The sequence below is a fragment of the Burkholderia sp. BCC0322 genome (assembly GCF_902833045.1).
Lineage (GTDB): Bacteria > Pseudomonadota > Gammaproteobacteria > Burkholderiales > Burkholderiaceae > Burkholderia.
On sequence record NZ_CADFDU010000001.1, the window covers coordinates 1,001,213 to 1,026,812 of the forward strand.

Consider the following 25,600-nt stretch of genomic DNA (forward strand, 5'->3'; position numbering starts at 1 on the left):
CTTGCGGACAGTGTTCGAGCGGGATTCGAACCCGCTACACACCGGCTTGCGCCGGCTGCTCTACCCAAATGAGCTACCGAACGGTGGGCGCCCCGGGATTCGAACCCGGGCGAAGTTCCAGTACGCGCCCGTTTGCCTTCGTCTGCCCATGGCGGCATACGCGACCGCGACGAACCAGGTTCGGCGGCGGCGCACCAGCAGGGCTTGTTGAACCCTGGCTCGCGGGCCAGCGGGACATCCGGCGCCTTCTATTTAGCGAGGAGCGTGCCAGTAGGCGGCTTGATGTGCTCGATAAATCCCAAGCCGTTGAAATAAAAGGGGAATTATTTTGTGCGGCGGGTTGCGCAGGAAAATCAGGCCGTCGCTCGATTCTGAAAATTCGATACAATCAGATCGTCTATTATCTTGTGGGATAAGCATGCGCAAGACCGTCGCGATCGGTTTTCTCGGTACCGTGCTCGACCAGGGCGGCGGCTCGCAGCGCCGCTGGCGTAACTGGCGGCCGACGATTTCGTTGTGCGAACAGCGCGACACGCCGATCGACCGGCTCGAACTGCTGCATTCGCCGAACTACGCACGTCTCGCGAACCGCGTGAAACAGGATCTCGAGCGCGTGTCGCCGCACACCGACGTGCGGCTCGTCCCGATGGAGATTCGCGACCCGTGGGATTTCGAGGAGGTCTATGCGACGCTGCATGATTTCGCGCGCGCCTACCCGTTCGATCTCGACCACGAGGATTACCTGATCCACATCACGACCGGCACGCACGTCGCGCAGATCTGCTGGTTCCTGCTGGCCGAAGCGCGCTACCTGCCGGCGCGTCTCGCGCAGACGGCGCCGCCGCAGAAGACCGACGAAGGATTGAGCGGGCCCGGCACGATGTCGGTGATCGATCTCGACCTGTCGCGCTACAACCGCATCGCGCAGCGCTTCACCCGTGAGCGCGACGAAACCGTGTCGTTCCTGAAGGCCGGCATTGCGACGCGTAACGCGCGCTTCAACGCGCTGATCGAGCAACTGGAGCGCGTGGCCGTGCGTTCGCGTGCGCCGATGCTGCTGGTCGGGCCGACGGGCGCCGGCAAGTCGTTTCTCGCGAAGCGCGTGTACGAGTTGAAGCGCGGCCGCCATCGGCTCGCGGGGCCGTTCATCGAGATCAACTGCGCGACGCTGCGCGGCGACGCGGCGATGTCGACGCTGTTCGGTCACGTGAAGGGCGCGTTCACGGGCGCGCAGTCTGCGCGGGCCGGGCTGCTGCGCGCGGCCGACGGCGGCCTGCTGTTTCTCGACGAGATCGGCGAACTCGGGCTTGACGAACAGGCGATGCTGCTGAAGGCGATCGAGGAGAAGCGTTTCCTGCCGGTCGGCGCGGACGTCGAGGCCACCAGCGATTTCGAGCTGATCGCGGGCACGCATCGCGACCTGCGGCAGATGGTGGCGGCCGGCACGTTCCGCGAGGATCTCTATGCGCGGATCAACCTGTGGACGTACGAACTGCCGGGGCTGGCCGAGCGCCGCGAGGACATCGAGCCGAACCTCGAATTCGAACTCGACCGTTTCGGCCGCGAGCAGGGCGAGCAGGTGCGTTTCAACGTCGAGGCAAAGCGGCGCTATCTTGCGTTCGCCGCGTCGTCACGCGCGGCATGGGCCGGCAATTTCCGCGAGCTGTCCGCGTCGGTCACGCGGATGGCGACGCTGGCCGATGCCGGGCGGATCACCGAAGCGCTCGTCGAACAGGAAGTCGAACGGCTGACGCGCACGTGGTCGCCGCCGGGCGGCGCGGGTGCGTCCGATGCGTGTGTCGACACGGTGTTCGGCGCGCGCGCGGCGGAACTCGACCTGTTCGACCGCGCGCAGCTCGAACGCGTGCTCGACGTGTGCCGCGTGTCGGCAAGCCTGTCGGAGGCGGGGCGCACGCTGTTCGCGGTTTCGCGGCAGAACAAGAAGCAGCCGAACGATGCGGACCGGCTGCGCAAGTATCTCGCGCGATTCGGGCTGGATTGGGAGGGCGTGCGGCAGGCGCTCGACGGGGCATGACGAGTACGACGGCGCGGACGCCGCGTGGAGCCGGAGGGCCCGGCACGCGGCCGGCGGGATCGGTTATGCCGCCCCCGCTGCGTGCCGGAATGGCGCCAGGAATGCCCACTCCGGCTGCGCTGCCGCGACATCCTCGAGCCCGCGCGCGAACGCGTGTGCCGGCAGCCACGGATATCCGAACGCTGCATGCAGCGCATCGAGTTTCGCCGATTCCGGATCGTCGATCGTATCCATCCGGGCGATATGAATGTGCAGCGAGGCAATCCGCGCGGCGTTCTCGCTTTCGCGGGTGCCCGCGAACTGCCAACGGTACGTGCCGTGCCCGATCCGCAGCGCGCCGTTGTCCTTCTGTCGCATCACGACGAGCCACGACATCCCGCTGACGCCGTGCGGGTCGACCTCGGGCTCCGTGCAAACGTAATAGGTCCGGCACCGCTCGAACCGCTCGCCGAATTCCACGACCAGCGTGCGCGCAATCGCGGCCGCGCCTGTCACGTGCGGCGGAAAATCGATATCGTCGTTCGCGAGCGAAAAGCTCAGCTCGGCATCGGCCGCGAAGCAGTCGGCGATCAGCGCGGGGCGGTTCAGGTCCTTCGCGCGCAGATAGCATTCGAGCAGCGCGCGTACCTGCGCGGGATGAAGCGGGAGGGGCATGGTGATCTTCCAGTATCGGGTTATCGGGCCGCACGCTCCGGCATGCGTATGCGGTGGACAGCTGGCCGTTGTGGGCTGACGTCATCGAACGCGCACTCAGGCGCGGCAGATCGCGATGATCTCCGCGCTGGTCGCGGCATCGAACGGTGTGCGTTGCCAGTCGCCGAACCAGTCGGCCGACGAGAATCCGGCTGCGACTATGCGCGCCTGCAATTCGGGTTGCGCGATGAAGCGCAGCCGGCTCGTGTTCGTCAGCAATGTGTCGTCGCGGCGGAAACGGTAGTGCGTGTCGAACGTCACGATCGCGCGGTCTACCGCGCGCACCGCATGATGGAGATCGATGATGCCGGATTCGCGCGATTCGACGCTGCGTGCCGAATGCTCCGGTGTCCATGCACGCCACGGCTCGACGCGCGGGTTACGGGTATCGAACAGGAAACGGCCGCCGTCGGCGAGCACGCGCCGCACGCCGCGCAATGTCGCGTCGATGTCGTCGTCGGTCAGCAGGCACTGGAATGCGTGACCGGTCATCACGACCGCATCGAACCGGGCGTCGGGCGGCAGGCCGGCTAGATCGCAGGCGATCCAGCGTACCGCGTCGGCGCCCCGCTGGCGTCGTGCGTAATCGATCATCGCCGGCGCAGGATCGATCGCGACGACGTCGTGCCCGGCTGCCGCGAGCCTGCGCGCGAACGTGCCGGTGCCGCAGCCGAGATCGAGGATGTGTTGCGGCGCGGCGCCGATCACGGAGGCGTAGAACGCGAAATCCCGATCGCCCGCGTTGAACAGGTCGTAGGCCGCGACGAGGCGCGGGTCGGTGTAGAGGGCTTCGCCGGCAGGCGCCAAGGCGGACGTCATGCGGCCGCGCACGTCAGCGCTGCTGCACGGCCACGCGCAGCCCGAGCGCGATGAAGATCGAGCCGATGATCTTCCCCTGCCAGCGCGTGAGCCACGTGAGCCGCTTCACGACGCGGCCGAGCGGGCGGATCGAGCAGGCGATCAGCGTCGTGTAGAGCGAGCTGAGCACGACGAAGATCAGCCCGAGCACCGCGAACTGCACGAACGTCGAGCCGCGTTCCGGATGCACGAACTGCGGCATGAACGCGACGAAGAACAGCGCGGTCTTCGGATTCAGCACTTCGGCGGGAATCGCCTGCAGGTATGCCTTGAGCGGCGTGACGGGGGACACGCTCGGCAACGACGGATCGGACGGCTTCTCGATCAGCGCGCGCACGCCGAGGTAGATCAGGTACGCGGCGCCGACCCCCTTCACGACATTGAACGCGAGCGCCGACGTCATCAGCAGCGCCGACAGGCCGACCGCCGCGAACAGCGTATGCACGAAATCGCCGCTCGCGACGCCGAGGCCGGTCAGGATGCCGGTCTTGCGGCCGCCCTGCACGGTGCGGCTCAGCACGAGCAGCACGGCGGGGCCAGGGATCAGGAACAGGCCCAGGACGACGGCCGTGAAGGTGGTCAGCGTGGTCAGGTCGAACATGGCGGCTCCGGCAGGTGGGCGCAGCGAGGGGATCGGGGCATTGTATTCGCTTCGGCATGCGGCTGCAGACGCAGCCGGGGCAACCGCACGGCTGCTCCCGGCACCTTTCTGGTATAAGCACGAGAGAACGCGCGGGCAGCGCGTCCGGCTTCCTCCATCGTCCGCCTTCATGCGCAAGCTTCCACCCACCACCGATCCCGCAGCGGATGACGCAGTCTTTCACGTGCCGCGTCCGCTCGTCGTGTTCGGCGGCTCGGTCGTCGAGCCCGAATGGCGGCTCGAGCGGCACAGCCATCCGCAGGCGCAACTGCTCTACACGCTGAGCGGCGTCATCTACTGCGAGATCGACGGCGGCGTATGGAGCGCGCCGCCGCAGTGCACGGTGTGGATTCCGGGCGACGTCCCGCATGCGGCGCGCGGCTCGGCCGGCGCGACGTTCTATGCGGTGCTGGTCGAGCCGGACGCCGCGCTCGGCCTGCCTGCGCGCTGCTGCACGCTGTCGGTGTCGCCGCTGCTGCGCGAGCTGCTGCTGAAGGCGGCGAGCTTTCCGAACCTGTACGACATCGACGGGCCGCAAGGGCGGCTGATGGCGACGCTGCTCGACGAACTCGTCGCGGCGCCGGTCGAGGACCTGTACCTGCCGATGCCGGCCGACCGGCGGCTGCGCAAGCTGATCGACCATCTGCTCGACGATCCGGCCGACAAGTCGTCGCTGCCCGAACTCGCGCGGCGCGTGGGCATCAGCGAGCGCAGCCTGACGCGGCTCGCGGCGAAGGAGCTCGGGATGAGCCTCGGCGACTGGCGCCGGCGGCTGCATGTCGCGCTGTCGCTGCGGATGCTGACGACCGGCCGCCGCGTGCACCAGATCGCGATCGATCTCGGCTACGAGAGCGCGAGCAGCTTCGTGACGATGTTCCGCAAAGCGACCGGCAAGTCGCCGACGCAATTCCTGACCGACCGGCAACGCTGAACCGCGCGGTCCGCGCCACCCGTGCGCGATTGGCCGGATTGAGCAAGCGGTTGGCCGGGACGATAAATGACGCCGCGGGCCTCGGCCCATAAAATGAGAATCGTTCTCATCTGGAGGCCGACATGCAAATCGTCACGACCGAATTCCCGTTTGTCTGGTTGCGTTACACCGGTTCGACGCACACCGATCCTGCTCGCCTGATCGCCGAACTCGACGCGTTGCTGGCGCGTCGCGAACCGTTCGTTCTTCTGACCGACGACGCGCCGTCCGGCGACGATCGCGGCGCCGACGATCACGCGTTGCGCAAGCAGCTCGCGAAGTGGAGCAAGGCCAACCGCGCGCAGTCGCATGAATGGATTCCCGCGATGATCGCGATCGAGCCTGACGCGTCGCGGCGCGTGGCGCTCGATGCATTCTCGGGCGCGTTCGAGAAGGTCTGGGGCTATCCGCTGAACGCGGCAGCAACCCGCGACGACGCGCTCGCGCTTGCGCGGCGGCTGCTCGACGAACCGGCGCGCGGCGCCGAGGCGGCGAACGGCTGAACCGTCTGCCGCGCCGGCGACGCGGCGTTCCTCGATACGCATGTACGGCGCGCGAATGCGCGCCGCGGCATGCGGCAACCATGCAGGGGTGTCCGGTGGACAATCCGATCCGCTCGATGCGCATCTTCACGCGCATCGTCGAAATGAACAGCTTTACGCGTGCGGCGCAGGCGCTCGGCATTTCGCGCGCCACCGCGACGCGGACCGTGCAGGAGCTCGAAACGGCGCTCGGCATGCCTTTGCTGGTGCGCACGACGCGCGCGCTGCGGGCGACGCCCGAAGGCGACGCGTATTACCGGCGCTGCGTGCGCATCACGGCGGATGTCGACGAACTCGAGGCCAGCATCCGCGGCGCCGCGCTGCATCCGAGCGGGCCGCTGCGCGTCGAGCTGCCGGCGGCGGTCGCGGACGCGATCGTGCTGCCGGCGCTTGGCGCGTTTCATGCGCGGCATCCCGACCTGATGCTGACGTTGGGGGTATCCGGGCGTGCGGCCGATAGGGTCGGCGACGCGATCGACTGCAGTGTCCGGCTCGGCGAGTTGCCCGATTCGTCGCTCGTCGCGCGCCGGCTCGGCGTGCTCGAGCGCGTGACGTGCGCGAGCCCCGCGTATCTCGACCGCCACGGCGTGCCGCGCATGCTCGACGATCTGGCCTCGCATCGCGCGGTCAGCGTGTCGTCCGTGCCGGGCCAGCGCACGTCCGAACTCGATTTCCTCGTCGATGGCGCGGTGCGCAAGGTGCGGCTCGACGGGATCGTCAGCGTGGACGACGAGCCGGCGTATCTGGCGTGCGGCGTGCACGGCCTCGGGCTGATCCAGCCGCCGCGCGTCGCCGCGCAGCCGCTGATCGACGCAGGGCGGTTGCGCGAAGTGCTGCCGCGCTGGCGGCCCGGCGCGATCGCGGTGTCGGCCGTCTACGTGAAGCGGCCGCATGTGTCGCCCGGCGTGCGCGCGTTCGTCGACTGGATTGCGGAGCGGTTCGTGGACGCCGCGCGGGACGGGGAGGGCATGATCGTTGCGGGGGCAACGGTGGTTCGGCTCAACGCGCGTGCGACCGCCGCGTGCGAGCGTGAAGACCGGCAGGTCGCGGTGGTGTGACGGCGCTCATGCTTCTGCGAGATGGAATGCGTGCGCCATCCGGTCCTGTTCCCGGGGCGGCAGCGCGAGTCGCGCAGCGAGTGTTTTCCATTTGGCGCCTCACTCATCAACGCGAGATCGGCACCTGGGCACCGGGCGGACGCATCGCATGCCCGTCCGGCGCGCTCCATCGAGACGCGATCAGCTATGTCAGCTGTGCGTGAGCGTCAGCGCATAGAACTTCACGACGGTACCGGGCGTCGTCAGCGGCGTGCCGGACACAGCCGTCTGGTCGTAGTCTCCGGCCTTGAAGTAGAAGCGCTCGCCGTCGAAACTCGAATCCATCGTGAAGGTCTTGGTCGTGCCGTTCGCCGTGACGGTGATCGTCGTCCCGCTCAGGCTCAGCGCGTAGCTGAATTGCTTGCCGACGCCGACCGTGGTGATCGGCGTGGTCGTCGCCTTGCCGCCCTGGTTGGTGCTTTCGAGCAGCAACTGCACGACGCCGCCGGACGTGAACTGCAGTTCGCACAGCGGCTTGCTCGGGCCGGTGCCCTGGAAGATCTGGCCGATCGTCGTGTGATCGGGCACCTGCGTGACGGCCACCGTCGCATTCAGCCGGTTCGTGCCGGAGGTCGGCCAGATCGCGTTCTCGCGCAACTCGGTGCGAGGATGCAGCGAGCCGGACGTTGTCCAGCCCTGCGTCGGGTCCATCATCACCATCGATCCGTCGCTGCCGTCGGTATAAAAGTACGTCGGATTCACGTAGCCGCCCGCGAGCGACGAACCGCTCACCGTGTCGACCTTACCGGACGAGCCGGTCGGCAACTGCAGCGTGAACGGCGCGAGGTTGAAGTTCGAGCCGGGCGGGTTCGACGGGCTGAGCGCCATCGCGGTGGCCTGCTGGCGGGCAACGGCGGCCGGGCTGGCCGGATCGTCGCCGCCGCACGCGGACAGGCACGCAACGGACAGAACGGCGACGACGCACGGGATGATCCTGTTCTTCATGGTGTCTCTCTCTGATGGTCCATGGCTGGGCGCCATGTTGTGGATAACGTTTTCCTTTTCAGGCGCGCGATCGTCGAAGCGAGATCGGTTGCCCGTAGAAAGCACTCCAAAATACAGAAAGCAGGTATGGCGCGACGGCGAATAAAAGAATGCGAAAAAGCGTTGGAATAATGGAGCTTTCGATCGGCTTTCCACATGCGAGGGGCAGTCGACCGGGGACGATGCTAGCAAGAAGCCTCGGAAGAGTAAACGTTTTCCTTCCGTGGGTGATGCCACTATCCGCTGGGTGGCGGCAAGCGCGATTGGCGCAACTCCATGGCGTGCGCGCTCGCGTAGTCGCGGGCGCAGGCGTTATGACTCCGTGACTGCGACGTGCTGCGCAATTCGCGCCGCACAAGCATCAGGCGTCGCATCGGACGTATCGACCACCATCTGGCTGAATGGCCGCGACGCATAGCCTTCGCGATACATCTCGGCGATCCGGTTCCGCTCCCAGTCCGTCAGCGCGCGCGAGCCTCGATTCGACGAGGCGACCGCTTCGGGTGGCGCGAGCGTCAAGACGAGCAACCGCGCATCGCGCGCGTCGCAGGCGGCACGGAGCCGCTCGAATTCCGTTTCGCCGATCGGATAGGCGATGACCAGATGACGCTCACGCGCGTTCGTGATCTGCGCGATGAGACGTTCGAGCGCGATCGCCCACTGCACGTCGAACGGCGCATCCTCGGGCGCATCGTGATCGTCGCCGTCGATGAAGCGCGCATCGGGCAGCACGCGTGCGAGCGCGAGACCGATCGTCGTCTTGCCGCTGTTGATCGGGCCGTTCAGGTGGATGACGGTAAGAGGTGGCGGGGCGATGGGGCGTTGCACGGGGGCTCGTGATTGTCGGAGAGGAGGCGGGACGCGGCACCGATCCGGCGCGGTCGATTGAAATTTATTTGTAATGTTTTGGTGGCAAATCCGAAATGAAAATTTATTAGGGATATACCCTAAAGAAAGGTGGCGTGTGTGCCGTTAGCTCGCCTCGGTAACTCACAAAAGCATTACATGGCAGGGATACCTGGCTTGCACGCGGAGGTTCAGTCTTTGAACTACATCTACAACGCAGTGCCAAATCCGGCTGCACTGAACCTGGCCGATATCAGTATTGCGACCATAAAGCTGGGGCGGAGCAGTGCGGCCGGAACTCAAGGAGGCGCGTTCACGGCATGTCGGAATTGTAGTGGGATCATTCCGCCCAATGTTAATGTTATTACCGGGAGGAAATAGAATTGAGCCGGGTAAATATCGAGTTGTTGGAGCGGAAAGGTGGGAGATATTTTCTTTCCGGAAAGGAGTTTTCTGGAGTTGCCTTCGAAATTGGGCAAGAGCAAAGGGTGCGCGCGATAGAACTGGTGGATGGTGTCGAAGTGGGGGGCTACCGTCCAATTTGCGCGAGCCCTGGTGATGGATTCGATCAGGTTGATCTGACCGGAATGTTGTCTGACTATGAGGTGCCGTTGTACCAGGGGCGGCCATTCAGCGGAATCGGATATGAATTCGATGACGGTGCCTGCACGCGGGAAGTCTTTCTGCGGAACGGCATCGTGTATTCAGAGGCCAGGTGGACCGAGGCCGGAGGGATGGTTTATTTTGACGTTCCTAATGATGAATTTGGCGAGGTTTACGAGTGGTATTCGTCTGGCGGGTTGAAGGGTGTAGATATAACGACTAATGCCGATTTTTATGGCGGGATGCGTTTTTCTGACGATGGGCGGCTCGTAATATTGAGTGCATGCAATGGCTTTCTTGAAGCTATTCCGCGAATAGTAAGGAGGGCTCGATTTTTTCCCGTTTCTACAGTTCGCGATTTCGAGAGGTTCGAGATAGCAGATGATCTGACTCTCTTTGGAGGAGATGTTGGAGATGATTTCTTTCGATATTTGAGCGATTGCGGGATGTTGAGGGATGTTGTAGTGCTCAAATTGGCAAATGTTGGTGTGAAATTCTTGAGTTTGGTGGATCTTCAGCATTTGAGAGAGTTGCACGTCGACGGATTCGAGTTAACGGGAATCAAGCACGGAAGTGGCGGGTGCCTTGATCTTGAGTCATTTGTCAAGAGTGGTGGCTCTTCTGTTAAGGTTTTTGTGGGTGGGCGTGAGGTAACGTGATTTTAATCGTCGACGTGTCCTACTCCGACGACAGCGCGCTTGCCGCTGGAATGGTGATCGAATCTTGGGAAAGCAGCGTAGCGGTTGAGAGACTGACGGCCAAAGTCGATGGTCTGGCGAGCTACATCCCCGGAAAATTCTATTTGCGTGAATTACCGTGCATCGTCGAGTTGCTGAAGCATGTCGAACATCCGCTTGAATGTATCGTCGTCGATGGCTATGTGACGCTTGGCGCCGACGAATGTCCAGGCCTCGGTATGCGGTTGTGGCAACACCTTGATGGCAAGGTTCCGGTAGTTGGCGTCGCAAAGACCAAATTCCTGGGAACGCCAAAAAACGCAGAAATCCTGCGCGGAGGCAGTTCGAAGCCGCTGTTTGTTACTGCGGCCGGTATCGATTTGGAGTTGGCAAAGAGCAATATTGTGAAAATGGTCGGGAAGTTCAGAATTCCGGATCTGATCAAAGCCACTGACCGACTCTCTCGAAATCTGGGCGACTCGTGATGGCGAGGCTTGACAGTGCCGACCTGTTGCACCAAGCGCCGGCATGCATGGCGTCCTCGATGGTAGGCGCGAGCGCGTAAGCAAGCTCAACATAGGGTTGCCTCGTCCCGGATAAATTTTCAAAAGAAAGGTAACGAGTCATTTCAAACCACTCGACTTCGCATCGTTTGAATCTGTTAATTAGCATGCTGATATTTCCGGGCTTGACTATGTTCCGGTTGTCTATAACGGCCATGGTCTGGTTCCGCGGCAGCGCCGACGCTTCACCCGGCGTCAGCAGCCCGACCTGCGAATACACGCGCGGCTTGTCGCGCGTATCGGTGAAGTCGAGGTTGCGCATCGTCAGCTGGCCGATCCGGTCGCGCGACGAGAGCGTCGACGCAGCCTTCCGCATAGACAGGCACACCGGCAGGTACGTGAGGTTCGGCGACTTCGTGTACAGAGCCGAGTAGTCGTTGCAACAGTGCGGCTGGGTTTTCACTTGCGACCGAAGGTAATGAGCCACAGGCGAATCCGAACCATGCATTGATGTGAAATGGATATGTGAGTATTTTTTATCGAACTGACTAGGAAAATCACTCGAATTGTCCTTATTGTGAATCTGCGTAGATGACGAATAATCCGAACGAATTGACAACTGTTCTGTCGTTATCGCTTGCAGCGATCACGCCGGACGGAGAGCTTCAGGCTAATGCGCGACGGGATCTGCTTCGATTGATCGAGGGGTTGTCGGCTGCCGAACATGCCGATGCAGGATACTTGCGGCGTGCGCGGCTTGCGATACTGTGCGCCGAAGAGGCGATCGATCGGCTGAGTCCATACGTGAACGTGCTGACGGCGGCGCGGACGATTCTGACGAATGGCGCTGCTGCGCTGGTCGGAAAATATGAGCTCGCCCGTCTGGAAAGAGATAACGGCGAGTACCACACCAAGGTCATCGACCTGTTTGAATATGGCGAAGCGGCGTTTGTCCCGGTTTACGCCGGCATGACTGTTTTTGCGGCGATCAATACGATCTTGTATGACACGAATTTCGACTTGGTCGGCGAAAACGAAAAAAGCGTGCGTCCGGACGATTGGGATGTCGGTTATTACGGCTCGCTGGCGATTTCGGGCAGTGCGGTTTGGGAGGCCAAGGGGGGTGGTGCAAGCCGCAGGTCGTATTGGCGATGGTATCTGAAAGACGCGGTGCCTCGAGCGTGGGATGTCCTCGCGCCGTTGCAGGTCAAGCCGGTGTGATCGCAAATGAAATCAGCCGCTCATGGGCAGGCCTGGAATTGCGCGGCCCATGAGCGGAAGAAGCGACTTATTTCTCGTCGCCCTTGATCTGCGGCAGCGCCGACGCTTCACCCGGCGTCAGCAGCCCGACTTGCGAGTACACGCGCAGCTTGTCGCGCGTATCGGTGATGTCGAGGTTGCGCATCGTCAGCTGGCCGATCCGGTCGCGCGGCGAGAACGTCGACGCCACCTTCTCCATCGACAGGCGCTCCGGCTGATACGTGAGGTTCGGCGACTTCGTGCTCAGGATCGAGTAGTCGTTGCCGCGGCGCAGTTCGATCTTCACTTCGCCGGTGATCGCGCGTGCGACCCAGCGCTGCGCGGTTTCGCGCAGCATGATCGCCTGCGGGTCGAACCAGCGGCCCTGGTACAGCAGGCGGCCGAGGCGGCGGCCGTTCTCGCGGTACTGCTCGATCGTGTCTTCGTTGTGGATGCCGGTGACGAGACGCTCGTACGCGATGTACAGCAGCGCAAGGCCCGGGGCTTCATAGATGCCGCGGCTCTTCGCCTCGATGATCCGGTTCTCGATCTGGTCGCTCATGCCGAGGCCATGGCGGCCGCCGATGCGGTTCGCTTCCAGCAGCAGCTCGACCGGGTCGGTGAACTCGACGCCGTTCAGCGCGACCGGCTGGCCGGCTTCGAAGCGCACCGTCACTTCTTCCGCGGCGATCTTCACGTCGTCGCGCCAGAACGCGACGCCCATGATCGGGTTCACGATCTTGATGCCGCTTTCGAGGCTTTCGAGATCCTTCGCCTCGTGCGTCGCGCCGAGCAGGTTCGAATCGGTCGAATAGGCCTTCTCGGCCGACATCTTGTACGCGAAACCGGCCTGGTTCATGAATTCGGACATTTCGGCACGGCCGCCGAGCTCGTCGATGAACGTCTGGTCGAGCCACGGCTTGTAGATCTTCAGATCCGGGTTCACGAGCAGGCCGTAGCGGTAGAAGCGCTCGATGTCGTTGCCCTTGTACGTGCTGCCGTCGCCCCAGATGTTGACGCCGTCTTCCTTCATCGCGGCGACGAGCATCGTGCCCGTCACGGCGCGGCCGATCGGTGTGGTGTTGAAGTACGTGACGCCGGCCGTCGTGATGTGGAACGCGCCGCTTTGCAGCGCCGCGATGCCTTCGGCGACGAGCTGCGCGCGGCAGTCGATCAGGCGGGCGCCGGCTGCGCCGTATTCGATCGCGCGTTTCGGGATCGCGTCGTAATCGTCTTCGTCGGGCTGGCCGAGGTTCGCCGTGTATGCGTACGGGACGGCGCCCTTGAGTTTCATCCAGTGCAGCGCTGCGCTGGTGTCCAGGCCGCCGGAGAAGGCGATACCGACCTTCTGGCCGGTCGGGAGGCTTTCGAGAATCGTGCTCATAGGAATTACCGTGGATTGAAGCCGGTGGGATCGTATTTCGCGGAATATGCGAGTATCGGCTGTCCGGAAGGTTGGGGCAAGGGTTGATTTTCGCGCGGAACCGTCGTCGGGCCTGTCGCAGCGGGCCTGGCGGGCGATTAACCGGGTGGAGAACGCCACGAGAGCCGGCGCGAAATCGCCGTAAAAACAGGCGCCGATGAGCTCGGCCGCGGGCCGTGCTTCCGGGGCCGGATCGGCCGAAAGGCGGGGCTTCCGTCGTCAGGATGCCGGCACACCACACAGAAAGAAAAATGAAAGGCTGGCGCTTGAAGCCGGCGTCTCGCGAACGTCAGATGTTCCACGACTGCGCGGTGTCGAGCAGCTTCTCGCGCAGTTGATCGACTTCCCCGGCCAGCTTGGCCATGATCGACACGTAGCCGGACAACTGCGGCGGCGGCGCGTCGTGCGGCGGGTCGGCCGGCCGGCGGCGCGGCGAGAGCCGGCTCGGCGTGCCGAACTTGAGCGCGCGGCTCGCGCCGACCAGCGTGTCGCGGATGCGCCGGTTCACGCCCTTCATGTCGACGCGCATGTATTCGCGGGCCGCGATGTCGTCGCGGGGCGGCACCGCGCTCGACAGGATCTCCAGGTAGCCGATGCACAGGCGCAGGCTGCGCTGGATCGCCTCGAGCTGCGCCATCGACGTCTCGCATTCCTTCGACACCGACGGCATCAGCGAACGCAGTTGCACGAGCAGCGCGCTCAGCGCGGCCATTTCCTTCAAGTGCGCGTCGTCGCTGATCGGGCGGTCGCCGGCGACCCGCGCATGCACGGCCGCGCACGCGCGCAGTGCATCGGCGAGCTTGTAGCGCCACGAGTAGGTGGCATACAGCGGCAGCGCGAACGAGAACGCCAGCGCGATCGCGATGCCGGTCAGCACGTTCACCGCGCGCCACAGGCCGTCGACGATCTCGTTGTCGCCGTGCCCGGCGACGATCACCATCGTGATCGCCGACAGCAGCGCGATATAGCCGGCCTTGCCGATCGCGTGATACGCGCAGATGCCGCATGCGATCGCCATCAGCAGGTAGATCGCGAGCGGCGCGTGCACGAACGAATACAGCAGGATCAGCCCGAGCCCCGCGAGCGCGCCGATCGACGTGCCGAGCGCGCGCTCGGCGGCCTTCTTGCGGATGTTGCCGTGATGTTGCAGCCCGCCGACGACGATCAGCACGGTGATCGTCGACCATTCGCCGTGCGGCACGTTCAGGCCGGTGGACAGCGCGATCGACACGAGAATCGCGAGCGAGACGCGCGCCGCATGGATCAGCTTCGCGTGCCGGTAGCGGCGATACGGGTCGAGCAGCGGGCGGAGCGCGTTGCGCAGGAGCGGCGGCAGCCGGGTAGGGAGCGGGGTGGTCATGGCGGAGCTGGAGTGGCCGGAATGCGCACGGCGGCCTGCGCGGGCCGGCGCCGCGCCGCATGCGCAGCAGACGTAACGCTAGCCGAACGCGGGAGGGCTGTCCATGGCGAGGTCAGCCGGCCCGGCCGGCCGCCGCGCGACTTCACGTCACGTCATGGCGGCGTCATGCGTCGGCGGCGCTCGGCTGCGCCTCCAGCACGCGGTTGCGGCCGCCGGACTTCGCGCGGTACAGCGCCTCGTCGGCACGCCGCAGCAGCGTCGCGGCGTTCAGGCGGCCGTTGGCCGAGGTGGCCGCACCGATGCTTGCGGTCACACGCCCGTACGGGCTTTTCGCGTGCTCGATGCCAAGTGCCGCGATTGCGTGCCGGATGCTCTCGGCGACGGTCACCGCGCCTTGCGCGTCGGTGTCGGGCAGCGTGACGACGAATTCCTCGCCGCCGTAGCGCGCGACGTGATCGCTGTCGCGGCGCAGGCAGCACGATGCGGTCTGCGCGACGCGCCGCAGCACGTCGTCGCCGGCCGGGTGCCCGTAGTAGTCGTTGAACGCCTTGAAGTGATCGACGTCGACGAACAGCACCGACAGCGGGCGGCCGCTGCGCGACGCACGCTGGGCCTCCTTCGCGAGCACCGCGTCGAACGTGCCGCGGTTGTCAAGGCCCGTCAGCGCATCGGTGTGCGCGAGCCGGTACAGCTTCGATTCGGCGACCTGCCGGCGCTTGAGCTCGCGCGACAGCGCCAGCGAACCCCACGCGATGAACCCGGTGAACAGGCACATCAGCACGACGGTCCAGATCGCGCGGTGGTGCCACGACGCGTAGATGTCGATCTCGGCGGGTGCGACGTCGACGATCAGCGGCAGGCCGGCGAGATGCTTGTATACATAGACGCGCCGGATGCCGTCGATCGCGCCGACCCCGGTCAGCGCGCCGTCGCGGGCGCGCTGCGAGTCGATGAAGAGCGGCGAGTCGTGCAGGTCGAGGCCGACCACATGCGGGTCGTACGGCAGGCGCGACACGAGCGTGCCGTTGTCCTCGACGATCGCCGCGCTGCCGTGCTTGCCGACCGCGAGGCCGTCGAGCAGCGCACGGAAATAGTCGATGCTGAGCGTACCGACGACGATGCCGGCGAACGTGCCGTCGGGCCCGTTGATCCGGCGGCTGAGCGCGATCGTCAATGCGCCGCCGCGTAGCCGGGCGGCATACGGCTTGCTGATGTAGAGGCCCTGCGCGAGCCCGTCGCGATGCACGGCGAAATAGTCGCGGTCGGCGAAATTGCCTTGCCGCGCGGGCGACGCGCTCGAATCGATCACGATATTGCCGTGCGCATCCATCACGAAGATCGACCCGAGATACTCGCCGGTCGCCGCGCGGTCGAACAGCAGCCGGTGGCGCTGGCGCGGCGGCAAGGTCATCAGCTCCGGGTCGGCAATGCCGTCGACGACGTTCTGCAGCGACAAATCGTAGAGTTCGATATTGCGCGCGATATCGCGTTCGATCAGCAGCATCAGGTTGCGTGCATTTTCGACCGCATGGTCATATGCATCGCGCCGCGTCTCGATTAAAAGCGACGTGGAAAGCCCCCAGCTGAACATCAGCAGCACGATCCCCGCAACGAGCACGCCGCGGGGCGACAGAATGCGTGCCACGATCGACGCGGTATGGCGGCGCAGCGCGGCGGGCAGCGTGATTGACTTCATCCTCGAGGGCGGCGGGCGGCGGATTTTCGCCTTGTTGGCGATTCCGTACGCTGTTTATTTTGAATCGGGCCGCATTATCTCGCGAATTCCTGACATTCGCGTGCACATGCAAAACATGCATGCGGGGACGGCGATTCCAGCGTGTTACGCATCATTACTGCTTTACGTGCAGATGATTTGATTTGAATCAATCGTCGATATCGATCGTATTGTCTGAATAATCACGTGATAACCCGGCGATTATGAATGCTGACGCGGTGTCGGGAGGATGGCGGCGGGACCGTGAAGAACCGCCGGGCGGATCGGCGCACCGGATAACCCGCCGTTGCGCGGGTTTCTTGAGCCGACCTGCGACGACGGCCCGGTTCGGCCCGGTTCGGCGCGGCCAACCCCTTGATTCTGCGAAATCTCCACAGCGGCGGCGGGCGGCGGCGCCTGCGCTGTTCCCATGACGAATCAGGTAGAATCCGCGCTTCGCCGCAGGCGCCCGCCGCGCAACGCGTATCGGGGCCGCATCGAATGCATCGCAGGACGCGCACCGCGCTCCGATTCCGCATGCGCCGGCTACGGATGCCGGCCCGCTCAACGTACGTCTTGTTTATGTCCGCCATTCCGAAATCCGACCCACCCGGTTCGCCAGCGAACCCACCCAAGCTTCATCGCGCGCTGAAGGCGCGCCACCTGACGATGATCGCCATCGGCGGTTCGATCGGCACGGGCCTGTTCGTCGCGTCCGGCGCGTCGATCTCGCAGGCCGGCCCCGGCGGCGCGATGGTCGCGTACATGGCGATCGGCCTGATGGTCTATTTCCTGATGACGAGCCTGGGCGAGATGGCCGCGTTCATGCCGGTGTCGGGCTCGTTCGCGACCTACGGCGCGAAATACGTGGACGAAGGCTTCGGCTTCGCGCTTGGCTGGAACTACTGGTACAACTGGGCCGTGACGATCGCGGTGGAGCTCGTCGCCGCGCAGCTCGTGATGCATTACTGGTTTCCGGACGTGCCGGGCGTGTGGTGGAGCGCGGCGTTCCTCGGCGTGATGTTCCTGCTCAACGCGCTGACCGTGCGCGGCTTCGGCGAAGCCGAATACTGGTTCGCGCTGATCAAGGTCGTCACGGTGGTCGCGTTCATCGGCGTCGGCCTGCTGATGATCTTCGGCATTCTGAAAGGGGCGCCGAGTAACGGCTGGGGCAACCTGACGATCGGCGACGCGCCGTTCGCGGGCGGCCTGCCGGCGCTGATGGGCGTCGCGATGATCGCGGGCTTCTCGTTCCAGGGCACCGAGCTGATCGGTGTCGCGGCCGGCGAATCGGAAAACCCGCGCACGACGATCCCGCGTGCGGTGCGCCAGGTGTTCTGGCGCATCCTGCTGTTCTACGTGTTCGCGATCTTCGTGATCGGCGTGCTGATCCCCTATACCGACCCGAACCTGCTGAAGACGGACGTCACCGACATCGGCGTGAGCCCGTTCACGCTGGTGTTCCGCCACGCCGGCCTCGCGTTTGCCGCCGGCGTGATGAACGCGGTGATCCTGACGGCCGTGCTGTCGGCCGGCAACTCGGGCATGTACGCGTCCACGCGGATGCTCTACAACCTCGCGACCGAAGGCCGCGCGCCGAAGATCTTCGCGAAGCTGTCGCGCGGCGGCGTGCCGCGCAACGCGCTGTACGCGACGACGGCCGTCGGCGCCCTGTGCTTCTTCACGTCGCTGTACGGCGACAAGACCGTGTACCTGTGGCTGCTGAACACGTCGGGGATGACGGGCTTCATCGCGTGGCTCGGCATCGCGGTCAGCCACTACCGGTTCCGCAAGGGCTACGTGAAGCAGGGCTACGCGCTCAACCAGCTGCCGTACCAGTCGAAGTGGTTCCCGTTCGGCCCGCTGTTCGCGTTCGTGCTGTGCCTCGTGATCGCGCTCGGGCAGGACTTTCAGGCGTTCCTCGCGAACCGGATCGACTGGGCCGGCGTGGCCGCGACCTATGTTGGCATTCCGCTGTTCCTCGTCGTGTGGCTCGGCTTCCGGCTCCTGAAGAAGAGCCGTTTCGTGCGCTACGAAGACATGGAAATCGCGCCGTGGATCGCCGCAAGCCGCGGCGCGCAGCGGCAGCCGGTGGCGAACCGCGAAACCGCGGGTTGACGCGGGCGCGGCACCTGGCCGCGTGACCTACGACGAAACGGGAAGCCTCGCGCTTCCCGTTTTTTTTGCCCGGCTTTTGTCTGCACGGGGTCAAAGCCGGTTATATTGCCCGACCCTACCGGGCCACGGCCCGGCCGGCGCGAGGTGCGCGGCGCGGATCGGCATCCGGCGCGCGCGGCGTGCGGCGGCCGGCGCGAGGCCCGGCGTTTTCATCGTTCCATCCGGGCCGATACGGCCCGCGGAGCGCGCAACCCAGAGGAATCCATGAGCGCATCACCCGCCGAGCGGAAGGCCGAACCCGTTTCCATCGTGCGACTCGAAGCCGCGATCAACGCGTGGCGCGAAGTGTACCCGCCGGCTCCGGACGGCGAGGATGGCTACGCGCTCGACGCCGGCAGCAATTGCCTCGCCGAGCTGTACGGCACGATGATCTGCTACAAGCTGCCGGACGTGCCGCTCGACTCGCTGAGCGACGCGCAGCGCGACGCGCTCTATGCGACCGAGGTGTGACGGACGGCGCGTTGCGCCGCCGCACCGCGGCGTCGATGAAACAACGGGAAGCTCGCGGGCTTCCCGTTTTGCTTTGGGCGGCGCGTGGCCGCGCGCGTGGCGGTTTGCGTCGCCTGCGGTATCGTGACGACATCATCCGGCCGGGGTTGCGCGCCGGAGCGCTGTCCGGGAGGCATCGAACATGGAGTTGAGACACCTCCGCTACTTCGTCGCGGTCGCCGAAGAGCGGAATTTCACGCGTGCGGCCGAGCGGCTGCATATCGCGCAGCCGCCGCTGAGCCGGCAGATCCAGCAGCTCGAGGAAGCGCTCGGCGTGCCGCTGTTCGAGCGCAACGCGCGGCCGCTGAAGCTGACCGACGCGGGGCGCTTCTTCTATTCGCACGCGGTGCAGCTGCTCGCGCAGACGGCCGAGCTCGAATCGATGACGAAGCGGGTCGGCAAGATCGAGCGCAGCATGTCGGTCGGTTTCGTCGGTTCGACGCTGTACGGGATGCTGCCGAAGATCATCCGGCGCTTTCGCAGCGAATACCCGGCCGTCGAGCTGAGCCTGCACGAGATGTCGACGATGGACCAGATCAAGGCGCTGAAGGAAGGGCGCATCGACGTCGGGTTCGGGCGCATCCGCCACGAGGATCCGAGCGTGCGGCGCGTCGTGCTGCGCGAGGAGCGGATGATCGTCGCGCTGCCGGTCGGCCATGTGCTCGACAGCGCGAAGCCCGTGCTGTCGCTGCACGATCTCGTGAACGACACGCTGATCATCTTTCCGAAGGCGCCGCGCCCGAGCTATGCGGACCAGGTGCTCGCGGCCTTTCACGATCGGGCGTTGCAGCCGCGCAAGATCTACGAGACGCGCGAACTGCAGATCGCGCTCGGCCTCGTCGCGATGGGCGAGGGCGTGTCGGTCGTGCCGCACAGCGTGTACGGCCTGAAGCGCGACGACATCAGCTACAAGCCGCTCGACGATCCGAACCTCGTGTCGCCCATCATCATGAGCATGCGGATGCTCGACGAATCGGAGGACATCCGCGCGATGCAGGCGCTGATCTACCGGCTGTACGACGAGGCGCAGATGGAGTATCTGCCGCCGCAACCCGAATGAACGCACGGGCGGTGGGGGCTTGCTTGACGCCGTGTGCGGGCGCGGGCCAGCATCGCAGGATCCGATACGGCCGCCGAGGGGCGGCCGCTTTCATGCAGGCGACAGACCCATGACCGAAATCCTGATCGAGGAGACCACCGTCGAGACGCCGCAAGGGTGCCTCTTCGCGAAACGCTGGCGCGGCGGCCCGGCGCAACGGGCGGCGGGGGCGGCGAAGCCGTACGCGCCCGAGCCGGCCGCACCGATCGTGCTGCTGCACGATTCGCTGGGCTGCGTCGAACTGTGGCGCGACTTTCCCGCGCAGCTTGCGAGCGCCACGCAGCGCGACGTGATCGCGTACGATCGCCTCGGCTTCGGTCGTTCCGATCGCCATCCGGGGAAACTCGGCATGACGTTCGTGCGCGACGAGGCCGATCACGCGTTCGCGGCGCTGCTCGAACAACTGGGCGTCGGCGCGTTCGTCGCGCTCGGGCACAGCGTGGGCGGCGGGATGGCGGTCGGGTGCGCCGCCGCGCATCCGGCGCGTTGCCGCGCGCTCGTGACGATCGCCGCGCAGGCGTTCGTCGAGGATCGCACGCTGGCCGGCATTCGCGGCGCGGCGCAGCAGTTCGACGAACCGGGCCAGCTCGACCGGCTCGCGCGCTATCACGGCGACAAGGCCGAATGGGTGCTGCGCGCGTGGGTCGACACGTGGCTGTCGCCGGCTTTTCGCGACTGGAATCTCGACGACGCATTGCCGCGCGTGCCATGCGCGACGCTCGCGATTCACGGCGCAGACGACGAATACGGGTCCGACGTGCATCCGAAGCGGATCGCCGCGCGCGTCGCGGGGCCGTCGTCGTATCTGTTGCTCGGCCAGTGCGGGCACATGCCGCACCGTGAGCGAACCGGCGACGTGTTGGCCGCCGTGACGACGTTCCTGCGCGACACGCTCGCCTGAGCGTGGCGGCCGCCGGCGGGCATGCGCCCGCCGGTCATCAGAACGCGAGCTGGATCGCGAGGTCGATCGCGAGCAGCGCGATCGAGCAGCCGATCCCGAGGACCACGTTCGGCAGCCGGTGCTCGAAGTCGCGATGATCCTTGCGCATCGCGGCGCCGAGCAGGAAGATCGCCTCGACGACGATCTGCAGCCCGACGAACAGCAGCATCAGCAGATACTCGTAACCCATCTGCTTGAACGCGGCGAATTGCATCCCGTGATCCCGGATCCATTGGCCGACCCGCAGGAGTTCGTACACGAACAGCAACGCGGGAAACAGGTAGCTGATGAAATAGGTCGGCGCGGTGGCGTGCCGTAGTTCGAGGTGGAAATGCTGATGCGTGGTGGTCATCACGAATCCCTCCTTGCAACGCATGATTGCGATCGCGACGGCGGTGCGACGACGTGCAAACGAAGGGATTACCCGAAGCGTCGTGCGCAGCCGTACGACATCAGCATACTGCCGCAGGGGAAATTTGGCATGCGATGTGTGCGTTCGTCGTAAAAATGCATCTGCGCGGCGCGATGTATCTATCGCGCCGTATTTGCCGGATTCGTCGCCAGTGGAATGGCGGGCGTCCGCATCGGGCGCTCGCTGCTTGCGGTCGCGCCCGGGCGCTTGCGGCCCGGTGAACGCGTGAGCGGCCACCGTCGCCGCTCAGTCTTTCGCTTCCGCGCCTTCGACAAACAGCTTCGCGACCGCCTGGAACTCCCGTTTCAGCGACAACCCCAGCACGGTCAGCCAGCGCAGCATCGCCGCGAGATACAGGTGATGGAACCACGTCGCGAGCTGGTCGGCGTGCAGCGCGCGGTTCAGTTCGCCGGATTGTTGCCCGGCTGCGATCAGTTGCCGCCACACGAGTGCGATATCGCTGCCGTGCTCTCCACCGCTTTCCGGTTCGACCGCGCCGATGCTCAGGAAGCGATGGCGCAAATACGCGAGCAGGTAGGCGGGATGCTGCTCGCACCACGCAGCCGACGCATCGAGCACGCAGCCGATGCGTGACGCGAAGGTCTTGCGTCGCGCGACGTCGCGCTGCAGATGCGCGAGGTCGCGTGCGAGTTCACCTTCGAGCCAGTGCGCGAGCACGGCTTCCTTCGTTGCAAAGTGGTTGTACAGCGTGCGCTTCGCGACATCGGCCTGCGCGGCGATCTGTTCCATCGTGACGGCTTCGTAGCCGTGCGCGTCGAACAGGCGTGCGCCGGTGGCGGCGAGATGCGCGAGCATCTGGATGCGCTTGCGCGCGCGGCGGCCCGGATCGTCGGTCGAAGTCGGCATGGCGAGGGATTGACTGAAAGTGCACGAGTTGCATTAGTATACGACGTGCACTTTTATGAATCCACCCATTGCCGCCGTGCTCGGGGAGTCACGCATGAAGCTCGTCATCGCCACCTACGGCACCGAAGGCGACACGCGCCCGCTCGCGGCGCTCGGCCGTGCGCTGATCGATGCCGGCCACGAGGTCCGTCTGCTGGCCGATGCGGCGACGCTCGGCGCGGCCGCTGCGCTCGGCGTGCCGTCGGCGCCGTTGCCCGGTGATATCCGCCGTGCGATCGCACCGGACGGCGCATTGGCGGATGCGGTGCGCGGGCGTGGCGGTTTCAACGATACGTCGAAGGCGCTCGCGGCGATCGCCAATGCGAACACGGCCGCTTGGATGCGGGAAATCGCGGCCGCGTCGGCAGGCTGCGACGCGATCCTCGTGTCGGGGCTCGCGTCGTTCGCCGGCTTGTCGGTCGCCGAGTATCGCGGTGTGCCGGCGATCGGCACCGGCATGATCCCGATCACACCCACCGCGGCATTCGCGTCGCCGTTCCTGCCGCCGGGGACGCTGCCGCGCTGGCTGAACCGCGCGAGCCACCGGCTCGTGAATGCGCTGTTGTGGCAGGCGTTCAGGAAGGCGACGAATGCGGCGCGCGCGAGCGTGTGCGGGTTGCCGCCGCGCAAGCATGTGTGGACCGATCATCCGATGCTGTACGGCGTGTCGCCGGCGCTGCTTGGCGGCCCTGGCGACTGGCCGTCGAATGTGCAGGCCTGCGGCCAGTGGCGAATCGATGCGCGTGCATGGGAGCCGCCGCCTGATCTCTCGGCCTTTCTCGACGCGGGCGATCGGCCCGTATACATCGGCTTCGGCAGCATGGCCGCCTTCGATCGCGCCGCCATGGTCGATGCGCTTACGCGTGCGCTCGCCGGCCGCCGCGCGCTGTTCTATCCGGGCTGGAGCGGCATCGATGCATCGATGCTGCCGGCGCACGTTCACGTGATCGGCGAGACACCGCATGACCGGCTGTTCCCGCGCGTCTCGATGGCGCTTCATCACGGCGGATCGGGCACCACGCATTCGGCGGCGCGGGCCGGCGTTCCGTCGGTCGTCGTGCCGTTCGCGGGCGATCAGTTCTTCTGGGCGAACCGGCTGCAACGGCTCGGCGTGGCCGCTGCGCCGGTCGCGGGGCGGCGCATGGACGCCGCCGCGCTGGCGCGCGCCATCGCGTTTGCCGAACGGGACGAAACGAAAGCGCGCGCGCTCGAACTCGGTACGCGCATGGCGCAAGAGGGGGGCTTGAAGCGGGCCGTCAGCGCGATCGAGCGATGGGGGCGGCCAGGCGCGGGGTAAGCCCGCGCATCCACGTCAGAAATGCCCGGTGAACCGGTAACGGCTGCCCGGATGCCACAGATTGGCGACCGACGCGACCATCCCCTGCGACCACGTGCGCCGATGCAGCAGCAGGCAGGGTTCGCGGTCGTCCATCGTCAGGTGGCGGCGCGTTTCGGTGTCGGGCATCGCGGCCTCGATCCGGTATTCGACGCGCTGCAGCGGCGCGACGCGCGTCAGGTACTGGTTCGGGGTCGTGGTCGTGAAATCCTGCAACGCATACTCGGGCGCGCAGGCCGGATTGACCCAGCGTTCCTCGAGCTGCACGGGCGTGTCGTTCTCGAAGTGCAGCACGCGCGAATGAAAGATCGGGCTGCCCGCGTCGATCTGCAGCTCGTCGGCGAGCTTCGCATCGGCGACGGCCGCGCCCACCTGCAGCACCTGCGCACGATAGCCGTGACCGCGCGCGGCGACTTCGTCCGAGATGCTGCGGATCGCGACGAGCGTCGATTCGTACTTCGGCGATGCGACGTACGTGCCGGAGCCGCGCGTGCGCGTGAGCACCTGCTCGGCGGTCAGTTCGCGCAGCGCGCGATTGACGGTCATCCGCGCGACGTTGAATTCGCGCGCCAGCTCGTTCTCCGACGGCACCTGGTCGCCTTCCGCCCACTCGCCGGCATGAATGCGCGCGAGGATGAAGTCCTTGATTTCCTGATAGATCGGTGTGGTCATGGGATCACGGTTCCAGAGTCGGCAGCGGCCCGCCGCCGAATGCCGATCCGGTGCGCGCCCGGCGCCGAGTGTACCGGTTTCGCGGGCGCGCGGGCCCGGATTCCCCGAATGATCCCTGTTCGGCCGGCGCGCGTCCATGCGGGATTGCACAGAGCGGCCGGCCGTCGGCAGCCGGCGTGCGGTCAGAACCGGTGCCGGATGCCGACCGTCCCGACCACCTGCGTGTTGGTCGACGAAGCCGCGAGCCCCGTGACGTTCGCGAAGCCGAGCGTCGCGCCCGACGGCACGCCGAACTGGTGCTGGTACACGGTTTCCGCGTACACGTCGGTGCGCTTGCTCAGCGCGTAGTCGGCCATCAGCGTCACCTGATGCCATTTCGGCCGATGGCTGCCGGTCGAGTCGTCGTAGCGGCCATTGGTGAACGTATAGGCGCCCGCGAACGAGACGGCCGGCGTCAGCGCATAGCGCGCGTTGACCTCGAAGTTGTCGAAGCGCAGCGCGTTCAGCGCGCCGGGCAGCGACGACGCGGCCGTTTCATCGAACATCGAATGCGTCCACAGCGCGCCGACCGTCAGCCGGTCGAACGCGTAGCTGCCGCCCGCGCCCATCACGCGCTGGCGCACCGCCGGGAAGTTCGGCCCGTCGTTGTTCGACAGCGCACCGCCGGCCGTCAGCCCGCCGCGGTTGAGCTGCAGGTACGCGGCGCCGAGGCTGACCGGCCCGTTCGCGTACGACACGCCCGCACTGTACGCACGGTTGTTCGCGAAGCCGCCGGCCGCGTTGCTGAACCCGTACAGGCCGCCGAACTGCCAGCCGGCGAGCGTCGGGCTCGTGTATTTCACCGCATTGTCGATGTAGAACGAATCGTCGATGTTGTCGTTGTCGAACGGATGCGACGCGAGGTTGTTGCCGTCGCCGTTGTTCGCCATCGCGAGCGGGCCGAGATAGTCGACCACGGCGTCGTACTGCCGGCCGAGCGTCAAGGCGCCGTACTGGTCGCTCTGCAGGCCGACATACGCGCGGCGGCCGAACATCGTGTTCTTGTAGGACTGCGTGCCGTTGTTCAGGTTGAAGCCGTTCTCGAGGCGGAACAGCGCATGCAGGCCGCCGCCGAGATCCTCGCTGCCGCTCAGGCCGAAGACCGTGTTCGACAGCAGGCCGCTGCCTTGCTGCCACGCGCTTTTACCCGACTGGTTGTTCGTATAGACGATACCCGCATCCAGCATCCCGTAGAGCGTGACGCTGCTTTGCGCATGCGCGGCCGCGCTGAGGAATGCGAGGGAGAGGGTACCGACGACTGCTTTTTTCATTGTGAATGCTTCCTGGAAAAACCCGTTGCGACGGGAACGACGATCCGGCGCGCGCACCGGTGGCGCGCAGGCGC

At 65.6% G+C, this 25,600-nt stretch carries 25 protein-coding genes, 1 tRNA gene and 1 pseudogene; 13 read left to right on the plus strand and 14 right to left on the minus strand.

Annotated elements, in window-relative coordinates:
• Positions 1-10: 10 nt before the first annotated feature.
• Positions 11-83 (minus strand) — tRNA-Cys (locus HWX39_RS04645).
• A 335-nt stretch (positions 84-418) separates the two neighbouring features.
• Here HWX39_RS04645 and rtcR point away from each other — a divergent pair.
• Positions 419-2,035, plus strand: coding sequence for an RNA repair transcriptional activator RtcR (gene rtcR / locus HWX39_RS04650; RefSeq protein WP_175965769.1), 1,617 nt, complete (start codon positions 419-421; stop codon positions 2,033-2,035).
• A 63-nt stretch (positions 2,036-2,098) separates the two neighbouring features.
• On the opposite strand, the gene HWX39_RS04655 is transcribed toward rtcR, so the two are convergent.
• From HWX39_RS04655 to HWX39_RS04665, 3 genes are all read right to left on the minus strand, one after another.
• Positions 2,099-2,689: a nuclear transport factor 2 family protein gene (locus HWX39_RS04655; RefSeq protein ID WP_175965770.1), complete on the minus strand. Its 591-nt coding sequence runs from the start codon at positions 2,687-2,689 to the stop codon at positions 2,099-2,101.
• Between the two features lie 96 nt (positions 2,690-2,785).
• Entirely contained in the window at positions 2,786-3,547 is a 762-nt protein-coding gene (locus HWX39_RS04660; protein ID WP_175965771.1) for a class I SAM-dependent methyltransferase, read from the minus strand.
• Positions 3,548-3,560: 13 nt separating this feature from the next.
• Entirely contained in the window at positions 3,561-4,187 is a 627-nt protein-coding gene (locus HWX39_RS04665; protein WP_175965772.1) for a LysE family translocator, read from the minus strand.
• Between the two features lie 169 nt (positions 4,188-4,356).
• Here HWX39_RS04665 and HWX39_RS04670 point away from each other — a divergent pair, with 169 nt between their 5' ends.
• From HWX39_RS04670 to HWX39_RS04680, 3 genes are all read left to right on the plus strand, one after another.
• Positions 4,357-5,157, plus strand: coding sequence for a helix-turn-helix transcriptional regulator (locus HWX39_RS04670; RefSeq protein WP_175965773.1), 801 nt, complete (start codon positions 4,357-4,359; stop codon positions 5,155-5,157).
• Between the two features lie 122 nt (positions 5,158-5,279).
• Complete coding sequence (locus HWX39_RS04675; protein ID WP_175965774.1) at positions 5,280-5,699, plus strand: ATP--cob(I)alamin adenosyltransferase; 420 nt, start codon at positions 5,280-5,282, stop codon at positions 5,697-5,699.
• A 95-nt stretch (positions 5,700-5,794) separates the two neighbouring features.
• Positions 5,795-6,796 (plus strand): LysR family transcriptional regulator, encoded by a 1,002-nt coding sequence (locus HWX39_RS04680; RefSeq protein WP_244134904.1) that lies wholly within the window; start codon positions 5,795-5,797, stop codon positions 6,794-6,796.
• A 189-nt stretch (positions 6,797-6,985) separates the two neighbouring features.
• On the opposite strand, the gene HWX39_RS04685 is transcribed toward HWX39_RS04680, so the two are convergent.
• Entirely contained in the window at positions 6,986-7,780 is a 795-nt protein-coding gene (locus tag HWX39_RS04685) for a polysaccharide lyase family 7 protein (protein ID WP_175965775.1), read from the minus strand.
• 351 nt (positions 7,781-8,131) lie between these two features.
• Entirely contained in the window at positions 8,132-8,647 is a 516-nt protein-coding gene (locus HWX39_RS04690; RefSeq protein ID WP_347879566.1) for a shikimate kinase, read from the minus strand.
• A gap of 401 nt (positions 8,648-9,048) precedes the next feature.
• Between HWX39_RS04690 and HWX39_RS36085 the strand changes: the two genes are divergently transcribed.
• Positions 9,049-9,927: a hypothetical protein gene (locus HWX39_RS36085; RefSeq protein WP_244134905.1), complete on the plus strand. Its 879-nt coding sequence runs from the start codon at positions 9,049-9,051 to the stop codon at positions 9,925-9,927.
• Positions 9,924-10,430, plus strand: coding sequence for an endonuclease V (locus tag HWX39_RS04705; RefSeq protein WP_175965777.1), 507 nt, complete (start codon positions 9,924-9,926; stop codon positions 10,428-10,430). The genes HWX39_RS36085 and HWX39_RS04705 overlap by 4 nt, the downstream gene beginning before the upstream one ends.
• Positions 10,431-10,677: 247 nt before the next feature.
• Here the strand turns inward: HWX39_RS04705 and HWX39_RS04710 are convergent.
• A pseudogene (locus HWX39_RS04710) lies at positions 10,678-10,887 on the minus strand (argininosuccinate synthase); the annotation flags it as partial.
• A gap of 152 nt (positions 10,888-11,039) precedes the next feature.
• Between HWX39_RS04710 and HWX39_RS04715 the strand changes: the two are divergent.
• Positions 11,040-11,669, plus strand: coding sequence for an Imm5 family immunity protein (locus HWX39_RS04715; RefSeq protein WP_175965778.1), 630 nt, complete (start codon positions 11,040-11,042; stop codon positions 11,667-11,669).
• A gap of 67 nt (positions 11,670-11,736) precedes the next feature.
• On the opposite strand, the gene argG is transcribed toward HWX39_RS04715, so the two are convergent.
• From argG to HWX39_RS04730, 3 genes are all read right to left on the minus strand, one after another.
• A complete protein-coding gene (gene argG / locus HWX39_RS04720; RefSeq protein WP_069250949.1) occupies positions 11,737-13,071 on the minus strand; it encodes an argininosuccinate synthase in 1,335 nt (444 codons plus the stop codon).
• A 328-nt stretch (positions 13,072-13,399) separates the two neighbouring features.
• The gene (locus tag HWX39_RS04725; RefSeq protein WP_175965779.1) at positions 13,400-14,470 is read right to left on the minus strand and encodes an FUSC family protein; all 1,071 of its coding nucleotides are present in this window, start codon (positions 14,468-14,470) and stop codon (positions 13,400-13,402) included.
• Between the two features lie 163 nt (positions 14,471-14,633).
• Entirely contained in the window at positions 14,634-16,166 is a 1,533-nt protein-coding gene (locus tag HWX39_RS04730; RefSeq protein ID WP_175965780.1) for a sensor domain-containing diguanylate cyclase, read from the minus strand.
• On the opposite strand from HWX39_RS04730, the gene HWX39_RS04735 reads away from it, so the two are divergent.
• From HWX39_RS04735 to HWX39_RS04755, 5 genes are all read left to right on the plus strand, one after another.
• Positions 16,105-16,347 (plus strand): hypothetical protein, encoded by a 243-nt coding sequence (locus HWX39_RS04735; protein ID WP_175964992.1) that lies wholly within the window; start codon positions 16,105-16,107, stop codon positions 16,345-16,347. The genes HWX39_RS04730 and HWX39_RS04735 overlap by 62 nt on opposite strands.
• 419 nt (positions 16,348-16,766) lie before the next feature.
• Positions 16,767-18,302 (plus strand): amino acid permease, encoded by a 1,536-nt coding sequence (locus HWX39_RS04740; protein WP_175965781.1) that lies wholly within the window; start codon positions 16,767-16,769, stop codon positions 18,300-18,302.
• A 264-nt stretch (positions 18,303-18,566) separates the two neighbouring features.
• A complete protein-coding gene (locus tag HWX39_RS04745; RefSeq protein WP_175952226.1) occupies positions 18,567-18,812 on the plus strand; it encodes a DUF3717 domain-containing protein in 246 nt (81 codons plus the stop codon).
• A gap of 181 nt (positions 18,813-18,993) precedes the next feature.
• Positions 18,994-19,911, plus strand: coding sequence for a LysR family transcriptional regulator (locus tag HWX39_RS04750; RefSeq protein WP_175965782.1), 918 nt, complete (start codon positions 18,994-18,996; stop codon positions 19,909-19,911).
• Positions 19,912-20,020: 109 nt separating this feature from the next.
• Positions 20,021-20,851: an alpha/beta fold hydrolase gene (locus HWX39_RS04755; protein WP_175965783.1), complete on the plus strand. Its 831-nt coding sequence runs from the start codon at positions 20,021-20,023 to the stop codon at positions 20,849-20,851.
• A gap of 37 nt (positions 20,852-20,888) precedes the next feature.
• Here the strand turns inward: HWX39_RS04755 and HWX39_RS04760 are convergent, their stop codons facing one another.
• Positions 20,889-21,242 (minus strand): hypothetical protein, encoded by a 354-nt coding sequence (locus HWX39_RS04760; RefSeq protein WP_175952223.1) that lies wholly within the window; start codon positions 21,240-21,242, stop codon positions 20,889-20,891.
• Positions 21,243-21,548: 306 nt separating this feature from the next.
• Entirely contained in the window at positions 21,549-22,169 is a 621-nt protein-coding gene (locus HWX39_RS04765) for a TetR/AcrR family transcriptional regulator (protein ID WP_175965784.1), read from the minus strand.
• Between the two features lie 94 nt (positions 22,170-22,263).
• Here HWX39_RS04765 and HWX39_RS04770 point away from each other — a divergent pair, with 94 nt between their 5' ends.
• Complete coding sequence (locus tag HWX39_RS04770) at positions 22,264-23,505, plus strand: glycosyltransferase (protein ID WP_175965785.1); 1,242 nt, start codon at positions 22,264-22,266, stop codon at positions 23,503-23,505.
• Positions 23,506-23,520: 15 nt separating this feature from the next.
• Here HWX39_RS04770 and hutC read toward each other — a convergent pair whose 3' ends face one another.
• Positions 23,521-24,216: a histidine utilization repressor gene (gene hutC, locus HWX39_RS04775; RefSeq protein ID WP_175965786.1), complete on the minus strand. Its 696-nt coding sequence runs from the start codon at positions 24,214-24,216 to the stop codon at positions 23,521-23,523.
• Positions 24,217-24,398: 182 nt separating this feature from the next.
• The gene (locus tag HWX39_RS04780) at positions 24,399-25,526 is read right to left on the minus strand and encodes a porin (protein ID WP_175965787.1); all 1,128 of its coding nucleotides are present in this window, start codon (positions 25,524-25,526) and stop codon (positions 24,399-24,401) included.
• Positions 25,527-25,600: the final 74 nt, after the last annotated feature.

Coding starts and splice junctions, on each gene's coding strand:
- HWX39_RS04715 (WP_175965778.1), top strand. CDS start 11,040: ATGACGAATAATCCGAACGAATTGACAACTGTTCTGTCGTTATCGCTT.
- HWX39_RS04665 (WP_175965772.1), bottom strand. CDS start 4,187: ATGTTCGACCTGACCACGCTGACCACCTTCACGGCCGTCGTCCTGGGC.
- HWX39_RS04670 (WP_175965773.1), top strand. CDS start 4,357: ATGCGCAAGCTTCCACCCACCACCGATCCCGCAGCGGATGACGCAGTC.
- HWX39_RS04675 (WP_175965774.1), top strand. CDS start 5,280: ATGCAAATCGTCACGACCGAATTCCCGTTTGTCTGGTTGCGTTACACC.
- HWX39_RS04780 (WP_175965787.1), bottom strand. CDS start 25,526: ATGAAAAAAGCAGTCGTCGGTACCCTCTCCCTCGCATTCCTCAGCGCG.
- HWX39_RS04725 (WP_175965779.1), bottom strand. CDS start 14,470: ATGACCACCCCGCTCCCTACCCGGCTGCCGCCGCTCCTGCGCAACGCG.
- HWX39_RS04770 (WP_175965785.1), top strand. CDS start 22,264: ATGAAGCTCGTCATCGCCACCTACGGCACCGAAGGCGACACGCGCCCG.
- HWX39_RS04660 (WP_175965771.1), bottom strand. CDS start 3,547: ATGACGTCCGCCTTGGCGCCTGCCGGCGAAGCCCTCTACACCGACCCG.
- HWX39_RS04750 (WP_175965782.1), top strand. CDS start 18,994: ATGGAGTTGAGACACCTCCGCTACTTCGTCGCGGTCGCCGAAGAGCGG.
- HWX39_RS04755 (WP_175965783.1), top strand. CDS start 20,021: ATGACCGAAATCCTGATCGAGGAGACCACCGTCGAGACGCCGCAAGGG.
- HWX39_RS04760 (WP_175952223.1), bottom strand. CDS start 21,242: ATGACCACCACGCATCAGCATTTCCACCTCGAACTACGGCACGCCACC.
- HWX39_RS04730 (WP_175965780.1), bottom strand. CDS start 16,166: ATGAAGTCAATCACGCTGCCCGCCGCGCTGCGCCGCCATACCGCGTCG.
- HWX39_RS04655 (WP_175965770.1), bottom strand. CDS start 2,689: ATGCCCCTCCCGCTTCATCCCGCGCAGGTACGCGCGCTGCTCGAATGC.
- HWX39_RS04745 (WP_175952226.1), top strand. CDS start 18,567: ATGAGCGCATCACCCGCCGAGCGGAAGGCCGAACCCGTTTCCATCGTG.
- hutC (WP_175965786.1), bottom strand. CDS start 24,216: ATGACCACACCGATCTATCAGGAAATCAAGGACTTCATCCTCGCGCGC.
- HWX39_RS04740 (WP_175965781.1), top strand. CDS start 16,767: ATGTCCGCCATTCCGAAATCCGACCCACCCGGTTCGCCAGCGAACCCA.
- argG (WP_069250949.1), bottom strand. CDS start 13,071: ATGAGCACGATTCTCGAAAGCCTCCCGACCGGCCAGAAGGTCGGTATC.
- HWX39_RS04735 (WP_175964992.1), top strand. CDS start 16,105: ATGCGTGCCACGATCGACGCGGTATGGCGGCGCAGCGCGGCGGGCAGC.
- rtcR (WP_175965769.1), top strand. CDS start 419: ATGCGCAAGACCGTCGCGATCGGTTTTCTCGGTACCGTGCTCGACCAG.
- HWX39_RS04685 (WP_175965775.1), bottom strand. CDS start 7,780: ATGAAGAACAGGATCATCCCGTGCGTCGTCGCCGTTCTGTCCGTTGCG.
- HWX39_RS04765 (WP_175965784.1), bottom strand. CDS start 22,169: ATGCCGACTTCGACCGACGATCCGGGCCGCCGCGCGCGCAAGCGCATC.